The organism is Acidipropionibacterium jensenii (assembly GCF_005890135.1).
GTDB classification, from domain to species: domain Bacteria; phylum Actinomycetota; class Actinomycetes; order Propionibacteriales; family Propionibacteriaceae; genus Acidipropionibacterium; species Acidipropionibacterium jensenii.
In genome coordinates, this window is sequence record NZ_CP040635.1 from 408,322 (window position 1) to 429,358 (window position 21,037).

General features: G+C 68.8%; 20 protein-coding genes. 14 read left to right on the forward strand and 6 right to left on the reverse strand.

Annotation, left to right across the window (positions count from 1 at the left end):
• Positions 1-20: 20 nt before the first annotated feature.
• Complete coding sequence (locus FEZ32_RS01900; protein ID WP_138679768.1) at positions 21-920, reverse strand: VldE C-terminal domain-containing protein; 900 nt, start codon at positions 918-920, stop codon at positions 21-23.
• A 362-nt stretch (positions 921-1,282) separates the two neighbouring features.
• Here FEZ32_RS01900 and FEZ32_RS01905 point away from each other — a divergent pair, with 362 nt between their 5' ends.
• Positions 1,283-2,440, forward strand: a complete 1,158-nt coding sequence (locus tag FEZ32_RS01905; RefSeq protein WP_138680815.1) for a trans-sulfuration enzyme family protein — start codon at positions 1,283-1,285, stop codon at positions 2,438-2,440.
• Positions 2,441-2,624: 184 nt separating this feature from the next.
• Entirely contained in the window at positions 2,625-4,031 is a 1,407-nt protein-coding gene (locus FEZ32_RS01910; protein ID WP_175415691.1) for a DUF4032 domain-containing protein, read from the forward strand.
• A 77-nt stretch (positions 4,032-4,108) separates the two neighbouring features.
• Here the strand turns inward: FEZ32_RS01910 and FEZ32_RS01915 are convergent, their stop codons facing one another.
• The gene (locus FEZ32_RS01915) at positions 4,109-4,402 is read right to left on the reverse strand and encodes a hypothetical protein (protein WP_138679769.1); all 294 of its coding nucleotides are present in this window, start codon (positions 4,400-4,402) and stop codon (positions 4,109-4,111) included.
• A gap of 38 nt (positions 4,403-4,440) precedes the next feature.
• Between FEZ32_RS01915 and cysS the strand changes: the two genes are divergently transcribed.
• Positions 4,441-5,916 (forward strand): cysteine--tRNA ligase, encoded by a 1,476-nt coding sequence (gene cysS, locus FEZ32_RS01920; RefSeq protein ID WP_138679770.1) that lies wholly within the window; start codon positions 4,441-4,443, stop codon positions 5,914-5,916.
• A 136-nt stretch (positions 5,917-6,052) separates the two neighbouring features.
• On the forward strand, positions 6,053-7,042 hold the full coding sequence (gene rlmB / locus FEZ32_RS01925; protein ID WP_028703153.1) for a 23S rRNA (guanosine(2251)-2'-O)-methyltransferase RlmB: 990 nt from the start codon (positions 6,053-6,055) through the stop codon (positions 7,040-7,042).
• Between the two features lie 298 nt (positions 7,043-7,340).
• Here the strand turns inward: rlmB and FEZ32_RS13435 are convergent, their stop codons facing one another.
• Positions 7,341-7,478 carry a hypothetical protein gene (locus FEZ32_RS13435; RefSeq protein WP_175415692.1) on the reverse strand — a complete coding sequence of 46 codons (138 nt, stop codon included), beginning with the start codon at positions 7,476-7,478 and terminating at the stop codon, positions 7,341-7,343.
• A 48-nt stretch (positions 7,479-7,526) separates the two neighbouring features.
• Between FEZ32_RS13435 and FEZ32_RS01930 the strand changes: the two genes are divergently transcribed.
• The 4 genes from FEZ32_RS01930 (at position 7,527) to FEZ32_RS01945 (ending at position 12,297) form a co-directional block, all read left to right on the forward strand.
• Positions 7,527-8,756 carry an MFS transporter gene (locus FEZ32_RS01930; RefSeq protein ID WP_138679771.1) on the forward strand — a complete coding sequence of 410 codons (1,230 nt, stop codon included), beginning with the start codon at positions 7,527-7,529 and terminating at the stop codon, positions 8,754-8,756.
• Between the two features lie 32 nt (positions 8,757-8,788).
• Positions 8,789-10,255: a glycine hydroxymethyltransferase gene (locus tag FEZ32_RS01935; protein ID WP_138679772.1), complete on the forward strand. Its 1,467-nt coding sequence runs from the start codon at positions 8,789-8,791 to the stop codon at positions 10,253-10,255.
• 516 nt (positions 10,256-10,771) lie between these two features.
• Positions 10,772-11,425, forward strand: a complete 654-nt coding sequence (locus FEZ32_RS01940) for a hypothetical protein (protein ID WP_127822691.1) — start codon at positions 10,772-10,774, stop codon at positions 11,423-11,425.
• A 362-nt stretch (positions 11,426-11,787) separates the two neighbouring features.
• Positions 11,788-12,297 (forward strand): hypothetical protein, encoded by a 510-nt coding sequence (locus FEZ32_RS01945; RefSeq protein ID WP_127843536.1) that lies wholly within the window; start codon positions 11,788-11,790, stop codon positions 12,295-12,297.
• 225 nt (positions 12,298-12,522) lie between these two features.
• On the opposite strand, the gene FEZ32_RS01950 is transcribed toward FEZ32_RS01945, so the two are convergent.
• Complete coding sequence (locus FEZ32_RS01950; protein WP_236082145.1) at positions 12,523-13,590, reverse strand: M20/M25/M40 family metallo-hydrolase; 1,068 nt, start codon at positions 13,588-13,590, stop codon at positions 12,523-12,525.
• Between the two features lie 431 nt (positions 13,591-14,021).
• On the opposite strand from FEZ32_RS01950, the gene FEZ32_RS01955 reads away from it, so the two are divergent.
• The 5 genes from FEZ32_RS01955 (at position 14,022) to FEZ32_RS01975 (ending at position 18,976) form a co-directional block, all read left to right on the forward strand.
• Positions 14,022-14,846, forward strand: a complete 825-nt coding sequence (locus FEZ32_RS01955) for a hypothetical protein (protein ID WP_097799317.1) — start codon at positions 14,022-14,024, stop codon at positions 14,844-14,846.
• A gap of 92 nt (positions 14,847-14,938) precedes the next feature.
• Entirely contained in the window at positions 14,939-15,616 is a 678-nt protein-coding gene (locus tag FEZ32_RS01960) for a MurR/RpiR family transcriptional regulator (RefSeq protein WP_071161723.1), read from the forward strand.
• Positions 15,613-16,734 (forward strand): o-succinylbenzoate synthase, encoded by a 1,122-nt coding sequence (menC, locus tag FEZ32_RS01965; RefSeq protein ID WP_138679774.1) that lies wholly within the window; start codon positions 15,613-15,615, stop codon positions 16,732-16,734. The genes FEZ32_RS01960 and menC overlap by 4 nt, the downstream gene beginning before the upstream one ends.
• A gap of 73 nt (positions 16,735-16,807) precedes the next feature.
• Positions 16,808-17,443, forward strand: coding sequence for a hypothetical protein (locus tag FEZ32_RS01970; protein ID WP_138679775.1), 636 nt, complete (start codon positions 16,808-16,810; stop codon positions 17,441-17,443).
• Between the two features lie 18 nt (positions 17,444-17,461).
• Positions 17,462-18,976, forward strand: a complete 1,515-nt coding sequence (locus FEZ32_RS01975) for an MATE family efflux transporter (RefSeq protein WP_138679776.1) — start codon at positions 17,462-17,464, stop codon at positions 18,974-18,976.
• Here the strand turns inward: FEZ32_RS01975 and ispF are convergent.
• Both ispF and ispD read right to left on the reverse strand, forming a co-directional pair.
• On the reverse strand, positions 18,887-19,369 hold the full coding sequence (gene ispF / locus FEZ32_RS01980; protein WP_138679777.1) for a 2-C-methyl-D-erythritol 2,4-cyclodiphosphate synthase: 483 nt from the start codon (positions 19,367-19,369) through the stop codon (positions 18,887-18,889). The genes FEZ32_RS01975 and ispF overlap by 90 nt on opposite strands.
• Positions 19,366-20,142: a 2-C-methyl-D-erythritol 4-phosphate cytidylyltransferase gene (gene ispD, locus FEZ32_RS01985; RefSeq protein WP_138679778.1), complete on the reverse strand. Its 777-nt coding sequence runs from the start codon at positions 20,140-20,142 to the stop codon at positions 19,366-19,368. Before ispD ends, ispF begins: the two co-directional genes overlap by 4 nt.
• A gap of 38 nt (positions 20,143-20,180) precedes the next feature.
• On the opposite strand from ispD, the gene FEZ32_RS01990 reads away from it, so the two are divergent.
• Complete coding sequence (locus FEZ32_RS01990; protein ID WP_232020939.1) at positions 20,181-20,942, forward strand: triose-phosphate isomerase; 762 nt, start codon at positions 20,181-20,183, stop codon at positions 20,940-20,942.
• Positions 20,943-21,037: the final 95 nt, after the last annotated feature.

The window sequence follows — 21,037 nt, forward strand, 5'->3', positions numbered from 1 at the left end:
CGGGATCGGGACCTGTCGGGTCAGCTCACCGAGACGTGGACGTGGTCATAGTGGTTGGCGGTCGTCGAACCGCGGTCCGACATCGGACGCCAGCCCTCCGAGGAGCGCTGAACGTTCCAGATCTTCTGGCTCCAGATGATGTAGTGCACTTCCAGGCTGGAGGCATTGGCGCGGACGTAGGCGGCGATCTCGTCGCCCATCCCGCCGGAGACCATGATGTCGACCGCGTGTCCGGTGGCGTGATCCTGAGAACCGGCGGTCAGCAGACTGACCTGCGGGTAGCGGGCCTTGACCGCCCTCATCAAGGCGACCGTGATGGCGGCCAGTCCCGAGGTGTCGCCGATGGAGACCTTCGACGCGCTCCGGGTCGGAGCCTTGGTCGTGGTCCTGGTCGCCGAAGGTGAGGTCGTCGCCTTAGTCCTGGTCGTCGTCTTCGTGCGGGTCGGGGTGGCCGTCGCACTGGGCTTGGTCGTGGCGCGGGTCGGGCTGGCAGAGGCGGTGAGCCGTCCCATCTCGGTCGCCCGGGCCGACGTCGTGACCGGCGGGCGGGAGGCGTCGGAGCGGCTGATGCCACCGGTGCGCGAACGCTCCCCCCTCGACGGGGTGGCCGAGGCGGTGGATCCCTCGGAGGCGGGCGTGGCCGTAGTGGTCCAGGCGGCGGGGGCCTCGGCCCGGTCGGCGACCCCCGATCCCCCGTTCGCCCCGGCGACCACCCCCGAGCCGATGACGGCCAGGGCGGCCACCGCGGTGACGCCGACCACCGCCCGTCGTCTCACCCGGGTGGCCAGTCGCGGCCGGGCGCGGCGCGGTGCGGCGTCGAGGGGTTCCAGCAGGCTGTCGTCGGAGGCCTCGGTGCCGAGATCGTGAGAGGCGCTCTCGTCGAGCGCTCGTCGGGGACCGGTTGGGGTCGACGTGGACATGAATCACCCTCCATGGCGGATGACGTGGGATGAAGGTCCCTGTCACTGTAACCGAAGCTGAATGAAAACGAAAGAAAATCTGAGAATTTCACATAATTATGGATCTGGCGGTGTCCGGCAGAGTCTGGTGGTGTGCTGCAGCACCGCGGACCATCCACCCCGGTCGAGCCGGACGGCGGCCGCCCGGCCCTGGCACCGGGGCGACAGTCCCCGGACGAGGACGCCTCCCCCCGGCGACCGGACCGATACAGTCTCAGCGAGCGAACCGCTTCATCTGCGAGGAGAGTCTCATGAGTTCAGACGACCGGCATCTGGCCACCCCCCTGTCGGGGACCCCGGCACGGGAGGGGCTGTCGGAGCGGATGCGCGGGCTCACCGCCGGCATCGCCGCCCCCGAACTGCGCAGTGCGGTCGTCCCCCCGCTGTACCTGTCGACCAACTACGTCTTCTCCGGACTCGACGGGCGTCCCCAGTTCGACTACTCCCGTGGGCACAATCCCACCCGCGACCTGCTGGGCGAGGCGCTGGCCACCCTGGAGCACGCCTCGGGAGCCACCGTGACCTCCTCCGGAATGGCGGCGATCACCCTGCTGATCGAGACCACCGTGCCGGTCGGCGGCCATGTCATCGCCCCGCACGACTGCTACGGCGGCACCTGGCGGCTGCTGGACACCTGGTCGCAGACCGGCAGACTGACCGTCGACTGGGTCGACCAGACCGATCCGGACCATCTCACGCAGGCCCTCGGACAGTTCGACGGAGCCCCCGTGCACACCGACCTGGTGCTGGTGGAGACGCCGTCCAACCCGCTGCTGCGCATCACCGACATCGCCGAGGTCTCCCGCCTGGGACACGAGGCCGGCGCGGTGGTGGCGGTCGACAACACCTTCTGCTCCCCGCTGCTGCAGCGTCCCCTCACCCTGGGCGCCGACTACGTGGTGGCCTCCGACACGAAGTTCATCAACGGCCACTCCGATGTGGTCGGCGGCTCGGTGGCCTCGGCCACCACCGAGGGGGCCGAGAGGATCGCCTACCACGCCAATGTCATCGGCGTCACGGCATCCCCATTCGACTCCTGGCTGACCCTGCGCGGACTGCGGACCCTGGACGCCAGGCTGCGGGTGCACGCCGAGAACACCCGACGAATCGTCGACACCCTCACCTGCCACCCGGCGGTCACCGCGGTGCACTGGCCCGGCCTGGCCGACCACCCCGGCCACGATCTGGCCGCCCGGCAGCAGGACGGCCCCGGCTCCCTCCTCAGCTTCGAACTGGCCGGCGGGCTGGACGCCGTGCGCCGCTTCCTCGACGGCCTGCGCGGGTTCACCCTGGCGGAGTCCCTGGGCGGCGTCGAGTCCCTGGTCTGCCACCCGGCCACGATGACCCACGCCGCGATGAGCGAGAAGGCCAAGGCCGACGCCGGCGTCACCGAGTCGATGATCCGGATGAGCGTGGGCATCGAGCCCGCCGAGGACCTGGTCACCTGCCTCACCGAGGCCCTGGGTCGCGCGGCGTCCTGACTCCTGCCGATGTCCTGACGGGTCCCGGCGTCCTGACCCCTGCCGGACCGGGCCTGTCGGGCCGTGACCGGTCCCTCCCCGACGTCATGCGGCCCGCACCTGGTCCCTCCCGGCCCGGGCGTGTCGGACCGAACCGACTGAGCAGAAGGTGCCCGGCCGCGCAACCGGATGGCAGACTTGAGCCGTGACGCGATTCCTGTCGGCAAAACCTGATGCCCGGTTGCTCCCGCTGCCCTGGAGCACACCCCTGGCGAACTGGCCGACGGACCGCCTGGTCGCCCTGCCGCGAGGTATCTCGCGGCACGTGGTGCGATTCATCAAGGTGGGCAGCGACGTCTACGCCGCCAAGGAGGTCATCGAGCACCTGGCGATCCACGAGTACCGGTTGCTCACCGATCTCAAGCGGCTGGGCACCCCCTCGGTCGAACCGATCGGCGTGGTGACCGGCCGGGTGGACTCCTCAGGCGAGGCCCTCGACCCGATCCTCATCACCCGTCACCTCCAGTTCTCGCTGCCCTACCGGTCGCTGTTCCACACCGGGGTCCGCCAGGACACCGTGATGAGGCTGCTCGACGCCCTGGTCGTGCTGCTGGTGCAACTCCACCTGGTCGGCTTCCTGTGGGGAGACGTCTCGCTGTCGAATGTGCTCTTCCTGCGCGACGCCGACGCCTTCGCCGCCTATCTGGTCGACGCGGAGACCGGCGAGCTGCACGACCGACTCACCGACGGCCAGCGCGAGCACGACCTGCAGATCGCGCGCACCAACATGTTCGGCGAGTTCCTCGACCTGGAGGAGGGCGACATGCTCGACTCCTCGCTGGACCCGCTCAACCTCGTCACCACCATCGAGACCCGCTACCGCCAGCTGTGGAGCGAGCTCACCGGCGCCGAGGAGTACGCCGGCTCCGACATCTCCCAGGTCGAGTCGCGGGTGCGCCGGCTCAACGCCCTGGGATTCGACGTCGCCGAGCTGGACATCGAGACCTCCCCCGACGGCTCGACCCTGCGGATCCAGCCGAAGGTGGTCGACGCCGGCCACCACCAGCGGCGCCTGATGCGCCTCACCGGGCTGGACGTCGAGGAGAACCAGGCGCGGCGTCTGCTCAACGACCTGGACACCTTCCGCGCCCGCAAGGGGCTGCAGCACGTCGACGAGGCGGTGGTCGCCCACATGTGGCTCACCGAGTGCTTCGAGCCGGTGGTCGCCGAGATTCCCCCCGAGCTCAACCGCAAGCGCGAGCTCGCCCAGTTCTTCCACGAGGTGCTCGACTACCGCTGGTACCAGTCCCAGCGGGAGCACCGCGAGGTCTCCCATATCGAGGCCGCCAAGGGATACGTCCGCGACGTGCTGGCGAAACTGCCGGACGAGGCGATGAGCATCGAGTCGGTGGTGCCGGTGGCCGGGGAGAACGTCTCCGACCAGGCGGTGCACAAGATGGTCAACCCCTACGACCCGTCACTGGGGTACGTGGAGGACGAGGAGGAGGAGCCCCCTTACGATCCCTGGGAGGACGCCGAGGCCAACGAGGACACCGGCCCGGAGGTTCTGGACATGGCGGCGCTGCGCGCCAGGTCGAAGTCGAAGAGGTAGTCCCGCCGGGGTCGTTCCCCGCGAGGTTCAGTGCGCGGAATCGGCCGGGCTCCCCCGGACTTCGCGTCTTGCGCGCCCTACGCGTCCTGCTCGTCCGCCTCGCCATCCGCGGCGTCGTCCGCGGCCTCAGCGCCCTCAGCAGAGCCGGCCTTGCCGGCGGGCTCCCCGGCGGACACGGTGCCGACGGTGAAGCCCTGCCATCCGGCGGCCATCGTCAGGGATGCCGGGCCGGCGGCCTCGGGCCTGTCGTCATCGTCGGCGCCGACCGGACGGGCGCCCGGGGTGAGGGGACGGATCGGATCCCCCATCGCCGCCGCGAGAGCCTGGGCGATCGGGTTCGAGGAGGACTTGTGGGTGCGGATCTCGGCCATGCGACCATGGTACGAGACGGCGCCGGTACCCTGTTCCCGTGACCTTTCAGCTCTACAACACCGCTTCTCACCGAACCGAGACCTTCGTCCCGCTGGTTCCCGGCGAGGTGTCGATCTACCACTGCGGGATGACGGTGCAGGGCTCCCCCCATCTGGGCCACATCCGCAAGGAGGTCGTCTTCGACGTCCTGCGACGCTGGCTGGAGCACTCCGGCTACCGGGTCACGGTGGTCGCCAATGTCACCGACATCGACGACAAGATCCTCACCAAGTCGGCACAGCAGGGTGTTCCGTGGTGGGCGCTGGCCTACCACTTCGAGACCGAGCTGCACGAGGCCTACCACGCCCTGGGCTGCCGCCCGCCGACCTACGAGCCGCGCGCCACCGGTCACATCCCCGAGATGATCGAGCTCATCAGCACCCTCATCGACGCCGGGCACGCCTACCCCGCCGATGACGGCTCGGGGGACGTCTACTTCGATGTGCGCTCCTGGCCGCGCTACGGGGAGCTGTCGGGGATCAAGGTCGACGAGATGGCCCCGGCCGAGGACTCCGATCCGCGCGGCAAGCGCGATCCCCGGGACTTCGCGCTGTGGAAGGGCCACAAGGACTCCGAGCCCCTCACCGCCTCCTGGCAGACGCCGTGGGGCCGGGGCCGACCGGGCTGGCACCTGGAGTGCTCGGCGATGGCCGGCAAGTACCTGGGCGACGCCTTCGACATCCACGGCGGCGGGATCGACCTGCGCTTCCCCCATCACGAGAACGAGCTGGCCCAGTCGGCCGCTGCCGGACGTCCCTTCGCCCGCTACTGGATGCACAACGCCTGGGTGACGATGGCCGGGGAGAAGATGAGCAAGTCCCTGGGCAACACCGCCCGGGTCACCGAGGTCACCCGTAACCACGACCCGCGCGCGGTCCGGTACTTCCTGCTCGCCCCGCACTACCGGTCGGCGATCGAGTTCTCCCCCTCCGACGAGCAGACCCAGGGATCCCTGGACGAGGCCACCAAAGCCATCGAGCGGATCGACGGATTCCTGCGCCGCGCCGACGAGCTGGCGGCCGACTTCCCGGCCGCGGTCTCCGACGCCCAGACCGACAGCGCCACCGACACCTCGGCGCCGATCCCCCAGGAGCAGCGGTTCGCCGCCGCGATGGACGACGACCTCGGCACCCCCGGTGCGGTCGCAGCCCTCTTCGAGGCGATCAGCGCCGGCAACCGGGCGATCGGCGCCGGCGATGCCGAGCAGACCGCCGTGATCGCCGCCGGCGTCCGGCGGATGCTCGACGTCCTCGGCCTGGACCCGGACTCCGCGGAGTGGGCCGGAGTCGGCCCCGGAGCCTCCCCCGACAAGCTCGAACCGGTCGTCGACGGGCTGGTCCAGGCGATGCTCAAACAGCGGGCCGAGGCTCGCGCCCGCAAGGACTGGGCGGCCGCCGACGCCATCCGCGACACCCTGTCCGATCTCGGGCTGACCGTCGAGGACACCCAGGTCGGCGCCCGCTGGTCCCTCTGAGCGCACTCGACCCGGGGCACCCCCGACGGGTGGGGCCCGCACCGCAGTCCATCTCTCTCGAACCATTTCGCACCATCCCGGACCGGCACCGACATCGCGTCACCCGCATTCCGGGACCCACAACTCAGGAGGCACCATGCCTGGAAACTCACAGCGGCGAGGCGCCGGCGGGAACAAGGCCGGCAAGTTCGCCGGCAAGGGCAGCGCGGCGGGATCGGGCGGCCGGGTGAGGCGCGGTCTGCGCGGCCGCGGCCCGACCCCCCGGGCCGAGGACCGGCCCTACCACAAGGCCTACAAGGACAAGCAGCAGCGGACCACCAAGCAGCAGGGCCGTCCCGGCGCTGGTGGGTCCCGCCCGGGGTCCGGATCGGGGCAGGGTTCCCGGGGAGCCGGCCCGGAGTGGGTGATCGGCCGCAACCCGGTGCTGGAGGCGCTGCACGCAGGACTTCCGGTGCGCACCGCCTACATCGCCGAGGGGGCCGAGCACGACTCCCGACTGCGCGAGATCCTGTCCTACGCCGCCGACCACAACATGCCGATGCTCCAGACCACCCGCGGTGAGCTGGACCGGATGACCGGCGGGGCGGTCCACCAGGGCGTGGCGATCAGGATGCCCGAGTACGAGTACGCCGCCGTCGACGACCTCATCGCCGCTGGCGCCGAGTCTTCCCACGGCGGCCTCATCGTGGCCCTGGACAAGGTCACCGATCCCCGCAATCTCGGCGCCGTGATCCGCTCGGCGGCCGCCTTCGGCGCCCAGGGGGTGCTCATCCCGTCCCGGCGCTCGGCCTCGATGACCGCGGCCGCCTGGAAGTCCTCGGCCGGGGCCGCCGCCCGGGTGCCGGTGGCGATGGCCTCCAACCTCAACCAGGCTCTCGCCAAGCTGGCCAAGACCGGCTACACCATCGTCGGACTGGCCGGTGAGGCCGATGCCGACATCGCCGACACACACGGCCTGGACGGCCCGCTGGTCCTGGTGATCGGTTCGGAGGGGGAGGGAATGTCCCGCCTCACCCGCGAGCACTGCGACCAGGTGGCATCCATCCCGATCACCGGAATCGAGTCCCTGAACGCCTCGGTGGCGGCCTCCATCGCGCTCTACGAGGTCGCTCGGGCCCGCGCCTGAGACTCCCGGTTGGTCGGCCCGTGCCGGGCCCTTCGGCGGCGCGGTTTCCAGTGCGTGCGGCGCGGTTTCCGGTGCGTGCGGCGCGGTTTCCGACGAGATCTGCCACCACAGGACCCAGCAGCCGCACTATCCAGTCGCCGCGCCCCACAGGGCAGAACTCAACCCCATACCGATCCAGGACCACACGAGATCTGCCACCACAGAGCCCAGCAGCTGCACTATCCAGTCGCCGAACCCGTGATGGCAGAACTCACCAGTACCCGAGCCATCCCCACACGGGTCTGACCCCGCGGCAGACCTATTCCCAGTGGCTCACCACCACCGAGGAGCAGCGCACCCGGTGGATGCCGGGGCGGAGGGAGATACTGGCCACCGATCCCGAGGTGGCCGATATCGAGAGCGTGGAGATCCCGATGGCCACCGAGCGCTGGATCACACGTGTGACCGGCGACCGGCGACCCCCCGGCCGCGGAGGAGGACGAGGATGAGCATCACCTCACCCGGAGGCCATCGCGAACTGAGTCGCGGACTGCTGATGCTGATGGCCACCGCCACCGGCCTGTGCGTGGGAGGCAACTACCTCAACCAGCCGTTGATCGATGAGATCTCACGCCACTTCGGCGTCACCGTCTCAACCGCCGCGTCCAGCGTCACCGTCGCCCAGTTCGGCTATGCGATCGGCCTGGTGCTCTTCGTGCCGCTGGGCGACATGGTCGACCGCCGAAAACTCGCGGCCGGCCTGATCCTGCTGTCGGCAGCAGGACAGCTGGTGGCCGCCTCCTCGACGACCTTCCCCGTCATGCTGATCGGGACCGGTGCCGCCTCCGTCTTCTCAGTCGCCGCCCAGGTGCTGGTGCCCTTCGCCTCCGAACTGGCCTCCCCCGGCCGGCGGGGGGCGGCGGTCGGCACCATGATGAGCGGGTTGCTGATCGGCATCCTGGTGGCCCGGGCGGTCTCTGGCGGGTTGAGTCTGGTGGGCGGCTGGAAGACCGCCTACTGGATTCTCGGCGGTCTGCTGATCGTGATCGCCGCTCTGCTGTGGCGCAGTCTGCCGACCGTTGCGGTCCCGGAGAGCTTCAGCCTGACCCGGGTGCCGGCGTCCATGATCGATGCCTGGCGCAGGCTCCCGAAGGTCCGCTCCCGGTCGGTGATGTCGGGGCTGCTGTTCGCCTCGGTCAGCGCATGCTTCGCGACGATGACCCCCCTGCTGGCCGGCCCGCCCCACCGTCTGGGACCGGCGATGATCGGCCTGGTCGGTCTGCTCGGGGTGGTCGGAGCCCTGGCCGCCGGCCCGATCGGACGACTTGCCGACCGCGGCCTGGGCACCCAGGTGGTCGCCCTGGGAACGGGACTGCTGCTGGTCGGCTGGGGCACCCTGTGGTTCGGGTCCTCCTCGGTGCTGATGTTCGGCATCGGCTTCATCCTCACCGACTGCGGACTCCAGGCCGCCCACATCATCAATCTGTCGGTGGTCTACGCCCAGGAGCCGGCCCTGCGCTCGCGTCTCAACTCGCTGTACATGACGACCTACTTCATCGGCGGATCGGTGGGCTCGGCGGTAGCGGTGTTCCTGTGGCCGCGGTTCGGCTGGCACGGGGTGGTGCTGGCGGCGGTCGGCTTCGTGGTGGCCGCCGGGCTGGTCCTGGTCGCCGAGACGGCGAGGGATCGACGTCGTCCATCTCACCGCGACCACCCGCAGCACGACCCGTACTAGATTGTGCTGCGGCCCCACGACAGGAGATTTCCGTGCCCGACTCGACCTACCCAGAGCCCGTGAGCATCAATGAGAAGGCCGCTCCGGCATACCGGACGCTGCTGGACATCATCAGTTCCGTCGAGCCCCGGATCGCCGAGGCCACCCGCGCGGAGCTGCGCGATCAGCGTCACTCCCTCAAATTGATCGCCTCCGAGAACTACGCCTCGTTGCCGGTGCTGGCCACCATGGGCACCTGGTTCTCCGACAAGTACGCCGAGGGCACCATCGGGCACCGCTTCTACGCCGGCTGCCAGAACGTCGACACCGTCGAGGCGGTCGCCGCCGAGCACGCCTGCGAGCTGTTCGGTGCCGACCACGCCTATGTCCAGCCGCACTCGGGCATCGACGCGAACCTCACCGCCTACTGGTCGATCCTGGCCCACCATGTGGAGATGCCGGCTCTGGCCGAGTTCGGTTCCAGGACCGTCAACGACCTGTCCCAGGAGGACTGGGACACCCTGCGTCACCGGTTCAACGACCAGCGCGCGATCGGGATGAGTCTGGACGCCGGCGGTCACCTCACCCACGGATTCCGTCCGAACATCTCGGGCAAGATGTTCAACCAGCGCTCCTACGGCACCGATCCGACCACCGGACTGCTCGACTACGCGAAGGTCCGCGAGCTGGCCCTGGAGTTCAAGCCGCTGATCATCGTGGCCGGCTACTCGGCCTACCCGCGCCGGGTGAACTTCGCGAAGATGCGCGAGATCGCCGACGAGATCGGCGCTGTGCTGATGGTCGACATGGCCCACTTCGCCGGGCTGGTGGCCGGCAAGGTGTTCACCGGCGACGAGGATCCGGTGCCCCACGCCCAGGTCGTCACCACGACCACCCACAAGTCGCTGCGCGGGCCGCGCGGCGGCATGGTGCTGGTCACCAAGGAGTACGCCGATGACGTCGACCGCGGCTGCCCGATGGTGCTCGGCGGTCCGCTGGGCCATGTGATGGCCGCCAAGGCGGTGGCCCTGGCCGAGGCCCGCACCCAGACCTTCCGCGACTACGCCCAGAAGGTCGCCGACAACGCCAAGGCGCTGGCCGAGGGGCTGATGAGCCGTGGCGTGAAGCTGGTCACCAATGGCACCGACAACCACATCAACCTGCTCGACGTCACCGCCAGCTTCGGGCTGACCGGACGTCAGGCGGAGTCGGCCCTGCTGGACTCCGGCATCGTCACCAACCGCAACTCGATCCCCGCCGATCCCAATGGCGCCTGGTACACCTCGGGCGTCCGGATCGGCACCCCGGCGCTGACCTCACGCGGTTTCGGAGCCGAGGAGTTCGACCGGGTCGCGGCCCTCATCGTGGAGGCTCTCAAGGCCACCACCCCCAGGACCGCCTCCTCCGGCAAGCCGGGCAAGGCCAAGTACGTGATGGCCGACGGCGTGGCCGACAGGGTGCATGCCGAGGCCGATGAGCTGGTGGGCAACTTCCCGCTGTACCCCGGCCTGGAGCTCTGAGTCCGGGCCCCGACGCGGGCCAGCACTCCGTCTCGTCCGGCCGCATCGGTTGTGGCTCGGCGATCCTTGGTGATCGCGGGCCACAACCGATCTTCATCTGACGAGTCCTGGGAATGACCTGCCTGGATCGGGGTTGCTCAACGCGCACCTGAGGATCCTGATGTCGCCTGCCTGAGACACGGCCTCAATCACCAGACTCACGTCATCGTAAATGTCAACAATTGCCCGATCGGTCAGATTTTCATCAGATCTATTGCGCTTCTCACTTGCCACCCATAAGCTCTTCAAAAGAAGATACCGCACGAATGGTACTACTTCCGACGAAAGAAGGACGGTTGTGAACTACAAGAAGCTTGCAGGACGCACCGTTGCGGCAGCGATCTTATTCTGTGGTGTGGCAATTCCTGCGCAAGCTGCCCCAGAAACCTCGTCTCAGACCGACTCCTCGACGTCCAATATAGAACCGCGAGATTCTGGTGTTGCGCAGCCCGATGTCGTCACGTTGGAGTGCTCTCCGTGGTGATGAACCTCGGAAGTCCGGCCACGATAAGGGCCCACCTGACAGTTTTCTCGCCAAAGAGACCCGTCCTCGCCTTGGATCAAGTGTTCTATCCGGTCATCGACAGTCTTGGCCTCCGTTCGCCGATTAATGAGGGGCCACCCCGCTGGAGCTATGCCGCAGCCAGTGCAACCAGCATGTCCGCAGACATGATCGCGCTGTCTTTTCGTGCCGATATTGCACCCACGACATGCATCACAGGACCAGGCGGACAGTTCATGTCGTGCATCGTCGAGACACTGAGGATGCTCGGTATCTCACATACTCAAAGTGTGAGAATCACCGGGGATTCCCAGTTGCTCGAGGCATGGACCGGCAACTCCCGGGACACATACTGGGGTCTTTATGAGCAGCGTGATCGATGGCTCGGATGGACCGGTGGAGAATCAACATGCACAGCGTGCATCGACTCACTTCAACCTGCCCTCATGAAGTCCCTGTCAGAGTTCTTCGTTGACGCTGATGGTTTCACCTGTCACGCACAGGACAGCGAGATTTGTGTCGACATCCCAGACGATCCGGTCGCGGTGGGATGGATATTTGATTCAATCGCCTGGATCACGAGAACTTCAGACTTCTCGGTATTCCTGAGCCCAGCGACCGCATCATGAGATCAGTCATCTGCCAGAGCGGGGATTCCGCTCTGGCAGATGACTGATCACGGGCCACCCGTATCATCGTCAAGGTGAGCACCTCCCGATCACGCAGCAGGAAGAGGGGCAGGGGACGCGCGCAGTCGCGGCGGAGAGACCGGCCCACCGTGTCGCCAGCCACCGCCGCCTCGACGACGCCGGCGCACGGATCGCACGTTCAGGACCATGGGCCGCGCGATCGCCAGAGCGCGTCCGAAGCTCGTCCGGGATCGCTGGGTACACGGCAGGCACTGACGCCGGATTCCTCCGCCCCGATACTTCCGGACACCGTCACCGGCGCTGGCGAGATCGGGATCGGACTCACCCTGGCCTTCACAGCGTTGACGGCGTCCAACCCGCCCACCGCTGCAATCGTGGTGGCCCTGGGGCTGGCCACCACCGTCGGGATGTGTCACAACTACCGGACCCGTCGTGAGATGACGCGCTCCGCAACCAGGACTGCCGTGGTGCTGGGAGCCGGGCTGGCCGGCGTGGTGGCGGTGGTGGCCACCTTGTCGATGGATCTACCGGTGGGTACTGCACCCCTCATCAGCCCCGTGGTGCTGGCGGTGGTCGCCTTCGGGACCCGCTGGCTGGCCGAGCGCTCGCCGGCCCTGACCCCCTGGCACCTGATCTGCTGGCTGCTGATGGTGGCCGGCTGTCTGACGCCGTTGCTGGTTCCGCCCTCTGGCGCCCTGCTGGTCTGCGGCGTCGTGTCGGGAGCGGCGCTGCTGGTGATGGGTGTGGTCGACAACCGACGCCTCTCCCGGGCGATCGGCGCCACACCGAAGGGCCCGAAACCACCGCCGAATCCGGTCTGGGAATGGGTGCGCGACAAGGTGAAGCGCTGAGCCGAGCTGGACCTCCGTCCCCTCCCCCTCCCCGCAGTCCGGCCCGATCCTCGCACGAGGCGCCCCTTCATCAACCAGGCGCCAGCTAGATGAGGCGCTTGGTGGACGAAGAGGCGCCTCGTCGCGATCAGCGCCACCGTGACCCACTCGGCCAACGCAACCCACTCGGACCACACGGCCCACTCGGCCAACACAGCCCACTCGGACCACGCACCCCGGACAGGTCTACCTCTCCAGGAATCTCACCAACAGATCCAGCCGGTCGAAGAGGGTCGGCACCAGGATGTGCTCGCTCACCGCGTGGGCTCCCCCGCCCATCGGCCCGAACCCGTCGACCGCGGGGATGCCCAGCGGTCCCCCGACCAGGTTCGTGTCCCCGGCGCCGGCGGCCGGACGCCCCTCGATCGTCTGCCCCAGAGCCGCCCCGGCAGCTGCGATCTCGGCCAGCAGGGCCTGATCGGAGGCTTTCGGGGCCCAGGTCGGACGATGAGTGAGGATCTCGCTGTCAATCCGGGCGCCCTCGCGGACCGGCGTCAGGGAGGTCAACCGGTCCAGCACGTAGCTCTCGCTCTGCGACTCCAGGAACCTCAGCCCGATCTCGGCCTGGGCATGGCCGGGGATCACATTGGCCCGGGCGCCACCGGAGATGATCCCGACATTGCACAGCACCTCCTTGATCCGGCTGGCCTCGGCAATCACCGGGCGCACCCCGACGAGCTGGTCGACCAGCTCGTCGATCGCCGAGATCCCGGACTCGGGATCCAGGGCGGCGTGGGCCGCCCGTCCGGTGACCGAGACCCGCAGCCGGGTGGACCCGCGTCGTCCCACCTTGAGCGCGCCGTCGGGGTGGGGACACTCGAAGCCGATGGCGCCGACGACCCCCTCGGCGGCCTGTCGGCAGATGGCCGTGCCGGTCGGCGACCCGATCTCCTCATCGCAGGTGATCACCACGCGCACCGGACGGTGGGGCCGGGACCGCAGCTTCTCCAGGGCGGTGAGGATGATCACCAGACCCGACTTCATGTCGAGGGCACCGGGTCCGCGCAGCACATCGCCGTCGTGCACCCACGGCACCTGGTCGGTCAGGGCGCCGATCGGCCAGACGGTGTCGGAGTGTCCGACCAGCAGGACCGGGTCGCCCACCCCGTCGCCGGGATCGTCGACGATGAGGTGGATTCCCGAGGAGCTGTCGATGCGCTGCGGTTCCAGCCCGATCCTCTGGAACCAGGAGACCAGCAGATCGGTGACCTTCCGGTTCGCGTCGAGATCGCGGGAGGGGCTCTCGACCCTCACCAGTTCCTCGAGCCGCTCCAGCACCTGACGGGAGTCCGGTCGGGTCTGCCAAGGGGCCCTCGCGGTCGTCTCGGCACCACCGCGGGACTCCTCCGAGCCAGGGTGGGTCGTCCCGGCACCACCCCGGGCCGCCCGCGAACCAGTTCGGGCCGGATCAACACCACCCAGGGACGCCTCCAAGCCAGCGCGGGACTTCTCAGAACCACTCCGGGACGTCTCAAAACCGCGTCGGGCCCTCTCAGAACCACCGTCTGTCATCTGAGAACCTCTCTTCTCATACAGATCATAAGTTGACCGCTCCCGGCACCCTCGAGATGCCGGACATCTCATCGACACCCCTGGATGTCTTGGTGATACAGAGCATAGAGAGGCCATGTGACGGTGTGATGTCGGTAACACCGATGCAACATACGAATCGTATCTTTCTCGGTATGGAGGACCTGACAGAAGTCTCACCCGCACACCAGGACCGCACCCACCCGGTGAGGCTGTACATCGGCACGCTCACCGAGGCGGCCGAGTTCGGGGAGGCGACACGCCTCTACCGGCGAACCTTCAACTACGACCTTCCCCAACTCTCCCTCAACGCGAACCTGCTGAGCGCGCTCGGACGCCACGGCGGCTCCTCGGTCGGGGTACGCCGCGACACACCGGACGGACCGCTGGTCGGCTTCGCCTACGGCTTCGCGGCCCTGGACCCGGAGACCCACAAGCTGTTCCACTACTCCCAGGCCGCCGTCGTCGACCCGAGCATGCAGGGCGAGGGGATCGGCCGGATCCTCAAGCTCCGCCAGGCCGAGGTGGCGAGGGACTGGGGAGCCACGCACATGCGCTGGGGGTACAACCCGCTGTTCGCCCGCAACGCCCACTTCAACCTCGACTCGCTGCGCGGGGTGGGCCGCGAGTTCGTCGTCGACTACTACGGCCGCCCGCACAGCGACCGGATGATCGTCGAGTGGAACCTGTCCGAGGACGTCGACCGCTACGCCGACGAGCACGCCCTGGCCGTCCCCCCGGAGCTGGCCGAGGCCGAGCCGGCCGTCGCGGTCCCCGACCAGGACGGCATCTGGATCCCGATCCCCTCCGGGGTGGTCGCCGGGGACGACTCGGAGGAGGGCACCGAACCGGTGCGCGACAGGCTCCGTCAGACCCTCTCGGAGGTGATGGGATCGGGGATGGTCCTGGTCTCCTGCCGCCGGCTCGGGGACTCCCTGTCGGTCTACCGGGCCGTCGAGAGCCGCGGGGGCGCGCTGTGAGTCAGTCCGGCGAAGGGGGTGTCGGAGCCGATTCCGACGAGGGGGGTCTCAGTACCGATTCCGGCCGGGGACCCTCCAGCCCCCGAGACCGGATGCTGAGGCTGCGCCCCAATGTCAGCGCCGAGGCCCTCCAGGCCCATCTGGTCGACGCCGAGCGGGCCTCTCTGGAGAGCACCTTCGCCACCCTGGCCGCCGACTCCAGCCTGTCGCGGGCCGCCGCGCTCATCCTGGCCTCGCGACGCAAGTACATCGCCGGGGCCGGGAAGTCGGCGGCCTACGCGGCCCTGCTCAACGCCGATCTGGCCGCCACCCTGCCCAATGTGATGCTCATCGGCGCCGGGCTGAGCGCCACCGATGTACTGAGCGACGTCCGCTCCTCCGACGTCTGCGTGGTCTTCAGCGTGCGCCGCTACCGCGCCGAGACGGTCCGCCTGGGTCGTCTCTTCGCGAGCTCCGGAGGCCATCTGGTGGTCGTCACCGACGATCCCCGGGCACCTCTGGCTAGCAGCGCCAGTGCCCTCATCCTGGTCGACACCGGATCGGCCTCCTACGCCGACTCCCCCACCGCGATGGCCGCCGTCTGCCATCTGCTGAGTTCCCTGGCCAGCGCCTCCGCGAAGGGGGCCAGACGCCGTCTGGCCAATCGCGACGTCGTCACCGCCGAGCTGGGCCTCTACTGGGACGAGAGCTCCGACAGCCTCGAACCCGACGCCGACGGCACGCCTCCGATCATCCATTCCCCCACCGAGGAGAGCGAGAGCATCTCATGAGAATCACCCGAGCACGACTCTTCGAGGTCCGGCTGCCGCTGGTCCACCGGTTCCGGACCAGCTCCCACGCCAAGTCCACCCTCGACCACATCCTCGTGGAGTTCACCGGCGCCGACGGCCAGGTCGGCTGGGGGGAGATCGCCTCCCCGGCCGGCCCCTTCTACTGCCCCGAGACCACCACGACGGCCTGGGACACCACCATCGCGTTCCTGCTGCCGACCGTGCTGGACGCCGACTGGGACCACCCCGAGCAGGTCGACGACCTGTGGCAGCGGGTCCGCGGCCACCGGTTCGCCAAGGCCGGGCTGGTCGGGGCGGCCTGGGACCTGTGGTGCCGGACCCATGAGGTCTCGCTGGCCGCCAGTCTGGGCGGCACCCGCACCAAGGTGCGCGCCGGCGTCTCACTGGGCATCGAGGCCACCATCGACGACCTGCTCGAGCAGGTCGAGCACCAGGTGGCGGCCGGCTACCACCGGGTCAAGCTCAAGATCTCCCACGGCTGGGACCTGGAACCCGTGCGGGCGGTGCGTTCGGCCTACCCCGACCTGGATCTCCACGTCGACGCCAACGGGGTCTACACCGACGACGACGAGACGATGGCCCACCTGGCCGAGCTGGACGCCTTCGGCCTGACCATGATCGAGCAGCCCTTCGCACCGCGCGACCTGCTGGGTCATGCCCGCCTCCAGCAGCGGATCGCCACCGACGTGTGCCTCGACGAGTCGGTCGAGGACCTCTTCGACCTGGAACTGATGATCTCCCTGAAGGCCGGCCGGGTGCTCAACATCAAGGTCTCCCGGATGGGCGGGCTCACCGTCGCCCGGGCCGCCCACGAGATGGCCCGCAACGCCGGGATCCCGGTGTGGTGCGGTGGGATGCACGAGTTCGGGATCGGGCGCGCGGCCAATGTCGCGATCTCCTCGCTGCCGGGATTCACCCTGCCCTCCGACGTCTCCGGGTCGGACAAGTACTACGCCCGCGACGTCATCATCCCGCCGGTGATCGCCACCGACGGCTGGGTCCAGGTGCCGACCTCCCCCGGGCTGGGCCACGAGATCGATCTGGAACAGATCACCGCCAACACCTTGCGCCGCTACGACAGCGCCCAGACCAGCTGATCCGAACACCCCTGGGCGGCCCCGGCACCGGGCCGGTGACGGGGTCACGCAGTAGCCATGTCAGGATGTCGTCATGCCCATCAGCCGCACCGACGACCTGCACTTCGCGTCCTGGCTGGCCGATCTCGAGGAGCCCGGCGCACTGGACGACCGGTTCGAGGAGCATCGCAGGCTCGCCTGCGGCCCGGAAGGCCTGCCGGACGATGCCCTGGAAGGTCTGGTCGGATGCCTGCGGCAGGCCACACCGGCTCACCTGTGCATCGAGGTCACCTACGGCCAGTGGACCGGCCGAGCAGGCTTCTGGGGAGGCGAGTTCGGTACTCCCGTCCTGATCCCCGATGCGCCAGGCAGATTGGCCAAAGCCTCCATCTGGGCGGCCGACAAGGGGGTCCGGATGGCGGCCTTCGGTGCCCGTCAGAGGGCCCTGCTGAGGCAGTGGTGGGACGACATGCTGCACAACCCGCTCACTTTCCAGGGCCATGACTTCGCCTTGTTCCGGGGAAGGCTGGAGGCCGTCACGAGGTGGGAGAGCACGATGGGCCGACTGGCTTTCCGACACAGTCCCGACCTGATCTGGCCCGACGACCACTCGTGGCTTGTGGCAACCGATCCCGGTGACCTCGCAGCGGCGGAGGTGGTCGGCGTCTGGGGAAGCTCCCGACTCACCGGCCTGCTGGACGCCGATCCCCATGTCAGCTCCATACTGTGATAGCTTGGCGGGCACATCATGACGAAGAACCTCACCGCCGGACCTCCGGTGCGGCTGATCCTGCTGTTCACCCTCCCGCTGCTGATCGGCAACCTGTTCCAGCAGGCATATTCCTTCACCGATGCAGCCGTGGTGGGCCGCCTGCTCGGAGTCAATGCGCTGGCCGCGGTCGGGGCATCTGGAAGCATCCAGTTCTTCCTGATCGGCTTCTCCATCGGGTCCTCCACCGGGTTGGCGATCCCGGTGGCCCGGGCGTTCGGAGCCGGCGACCTGCCGGCGGTGCGCCGACGGGTGGCCGCCGGGCTGGTCATCATCACGGGGATCGCGGTGGGGACCACCCTGGCCGGAACGCTGGGGGCCCGCACCGTGCTGGGCTGGATGGACACTCCCCCCGAACTGGTCCACGACTCCACGGTGTTCCTGATGGTGCTCAGCGCCGGCTCCTCGGCGATGGTGGCCTTCAACTTCCTGTCCGCGATGATCCAGGCCCTGGGCGACTCGCGGACGCCGTTGATCTTCCTGGTGATCTCGTGCCTGATCAATGCCGGGCTGGTGGTCCTGTTCGTCGGTGGTCTGGGCATGGGAGTGGGCGGCGCTGCGGCCGCCACAGTCGTCGCCCAGGGCCTGTCGGTGGTGCTGTGCCTGGTACTGATCAGACGCCGGATGCCGATTCTGAGGCTCAGTAGAGCCGATCTGGCGGTCACCCACGACGAGCTGCGCGAGTCGCTTCGGCTGGGTCTGACCCTGGGATTCCAGATGTCGGTGATCGCCACCGGGGCGGCCATCCTGCAGTACGGCGTCAACAACCTGGGATCCGAGACGGTTGCCGCCTTCACCGCGGCGATGCGCGTCGACCAGATGGCGGTCGCCCCGCTGGCCTCGGTCGGAGTAGCGATGACCACCTATGTGGCGCAGAACCGGGGAGCCGCTCAACCCCGCCGGATCCGCGTGGGCGTCTTCCGGACAGGGATCATCGCCAGCTGCTTCGGCGTCCTGCTCGGCGCGATGATCTACCTGTGGGGACAGTCCGTCGTGAGAGTGTTCGTGGGCTCCGGGGCGGAGACCGTGGTGGCCCTGGCGCACCGCTACCTGGTCATCAACTCTGCGCTGTACTGGGTGCTGGCACTGTTGTTCCTGCTGCGCAACACGGTCCAGGGCCTGGGGTCGACCTCGGTGCCGACGATGGCCGGGGTGATGGAGTTGGTGGTGCGGAGCATCGCCGGTCTGGTGCTCGTCGGTCACATCGGATTCCTGGGGGTGTGCATCGCGGCGCCGCTGGCCTGGTTCCTCGCCCTGGTGCCGGTGACGATCGCCTGGCTCGTGCTGCGACGCCGACTGGTCGCCGATGAGCTGGCCGGCAGTGCGCCGCCGGTCCTCCCGACCGCGGTGCCGGCGGCCTCGCCCACCTCGGTGGTGGAGCCCCTGGTGCCGGTCGCGCCGGCTTCAGCTCTGCCGGCCGATGAGAGCGGTGGCGATCGCCGCGACCCCCTCGCCGCGCCCTGTCAGTCCGAGGTGATCTGTGGTGGTCGCTGAGACCGAGACCGGCGCACCGACCACATCGGTGAGCAGTGCCTCGGCCTCGTGGCGCCGTGCCGCCATCCTCGGGCGGTTCCCGATCACCTGAACGGCGACATTGCCCACCTGCCAGCCGGCCCGGGCCAGCATCCTCACCGTCTCGGTCAGGAATGCCGCCCCGGCAGCCCCGGCCCATTCGGGACGATCGGTGCCGAAGTTGGCACCGAGATCCCCCAGCCCGGCAGCCGAGAGCAGGGCATCACAGATCGCGTGGGCGGCGACATCACCGTCCGAGTGCCCAGCCAGCCCGGCCGGTTCATCGGGGAAGGACAACCCGGCCAGGTGCATCCCCACGCCATCCACCAGCTGGTGGACGTCGGTGCCGATGCCGGTACGGATCTGCGGGATCATCCGCGACGCCGGTGGGAGGGCCGCGGGTCCATCCGGCTCAGCACCCGCCGGACCCGACGTCCGGAGTGGTGGCCCGCTCCCGCGGTGGCCTTGAGCAGCGTCTCGGCGATGTCCAGGTCCAGCGGTTCGGTGATCTTGAGCGCCATCCGGGACCCCTCGATGAGACTCACCCGGTACCCGTACCGTTCGCAGCAGCTCACATCGTCGGTGACCTCGCCGCCCTCGGCGTGCAGCCTGCGGTGGCACTCGGTGATCACCTCGCGGTCGAATCCCTGCGGGGTCTGCACCGCACGCAGGGTGGACCGGTCGATCACCTCCGAGACGTCGCCGTCGATCTGGCGGATGGTGTCGACCACCGGGACCGCCGGCGTCACCGCGACCGCCCCGTCCTCCAGTGCGGCGAGCACCTGCTTGACGACATAGGCGGGCACCAGGGGGCGCACGGCGTCATGGATGAGGACCTTCCGGGCCTTCGACAGCCGGGTGCTGGCATCGATGAGCTGGAGGCCGTTGTGCACCGACTCCTGGCGACTCGACCCGCCGGTCGCGAACCGCACCGGGATCGGCGAGGCCGCCAGGGCCAGCCGGAAGTGGTTGTGCATGCCGTCCTTGACGACCACCACCGCGTCAGTGCACCCGCCGGCGGCCATCGACTCCACGGCGACCGCCACCACGGCCTTGCCGGTGAGCTCCTGGACCTGTTTGGGCACCGGACCGCCGAATCTGGTGCCGAGGCCGGCGGCCATCACGAGCGCGACCACGGGTTCTGACATGATCGTGACTCTATCGTCGCGGCGGCTAGCCTGGCGGCGTGATCGACGACCCGGGGGAGACGCAGATGTCACCAGCCGTCACGGCTCCGTTCCTCATCATCAACGTGAAGGCCTACCTGTACGGCGATCAGGCCCTGAGGCTCGCTCGGATCGCCGACGGCCTGAGCCGCGATGCCGACGTCGACATCATGTTCGCCGTTCAGCACGCCGACATCCGGCTCATCGCCGAGCACACCGACAGGCTCATCGTCGTCGCACAGCACATGGACCCCATCGCACCCGGACGCGGGATGGGACACATCCTGCCCGAGTCACTCGCGGCGGCGGGGGCGCGCGCCGTGATTCTCAACCATGCCGAGCACCCGCTCACCGTCGCCGATCTGGACGCCGATCTGGTGCGCGCCCGCGAGGTCGGCCTCAGCACCGTTGTCTGCGCCGACTCCATCGCCCAGTGCCAGATGATCGCACGGCTGGGACCCGACGTCATGATCTGCGAACCCTCCTCGCAGATCGGCAAGGGCACGCTCACCACTGACGACTACATCCGGGACTCCACGACCGCCGTCAAGGAGGTCGATCCCTCCATCATGGTGCTCCAGGGAGCGGGCGTGTCCACCGGCGAGGACGTGGCCAGGGTGCTTGCGCTGGGAGCTGACGCCTCGGGCGGCACCAGCGGCATCGTGTGCGCCCCGGACTGGAGCGGCACCGTCTCGGAGATGCTGATTCCGCTGCGAGCCGAGAAGGATCGCAGAAGCCAGTCCGCGCCACCCTCAGGGCCTCCCCTGCAGCACCTCCGATAAGGGGCCTCGGACAAGAGGCCTCCGACAAGGGGCCTCCGACAGTGGCACGATGTGCGCGACGCTCCCGTCGGGCATCAAGGGACGTCGGAGACACT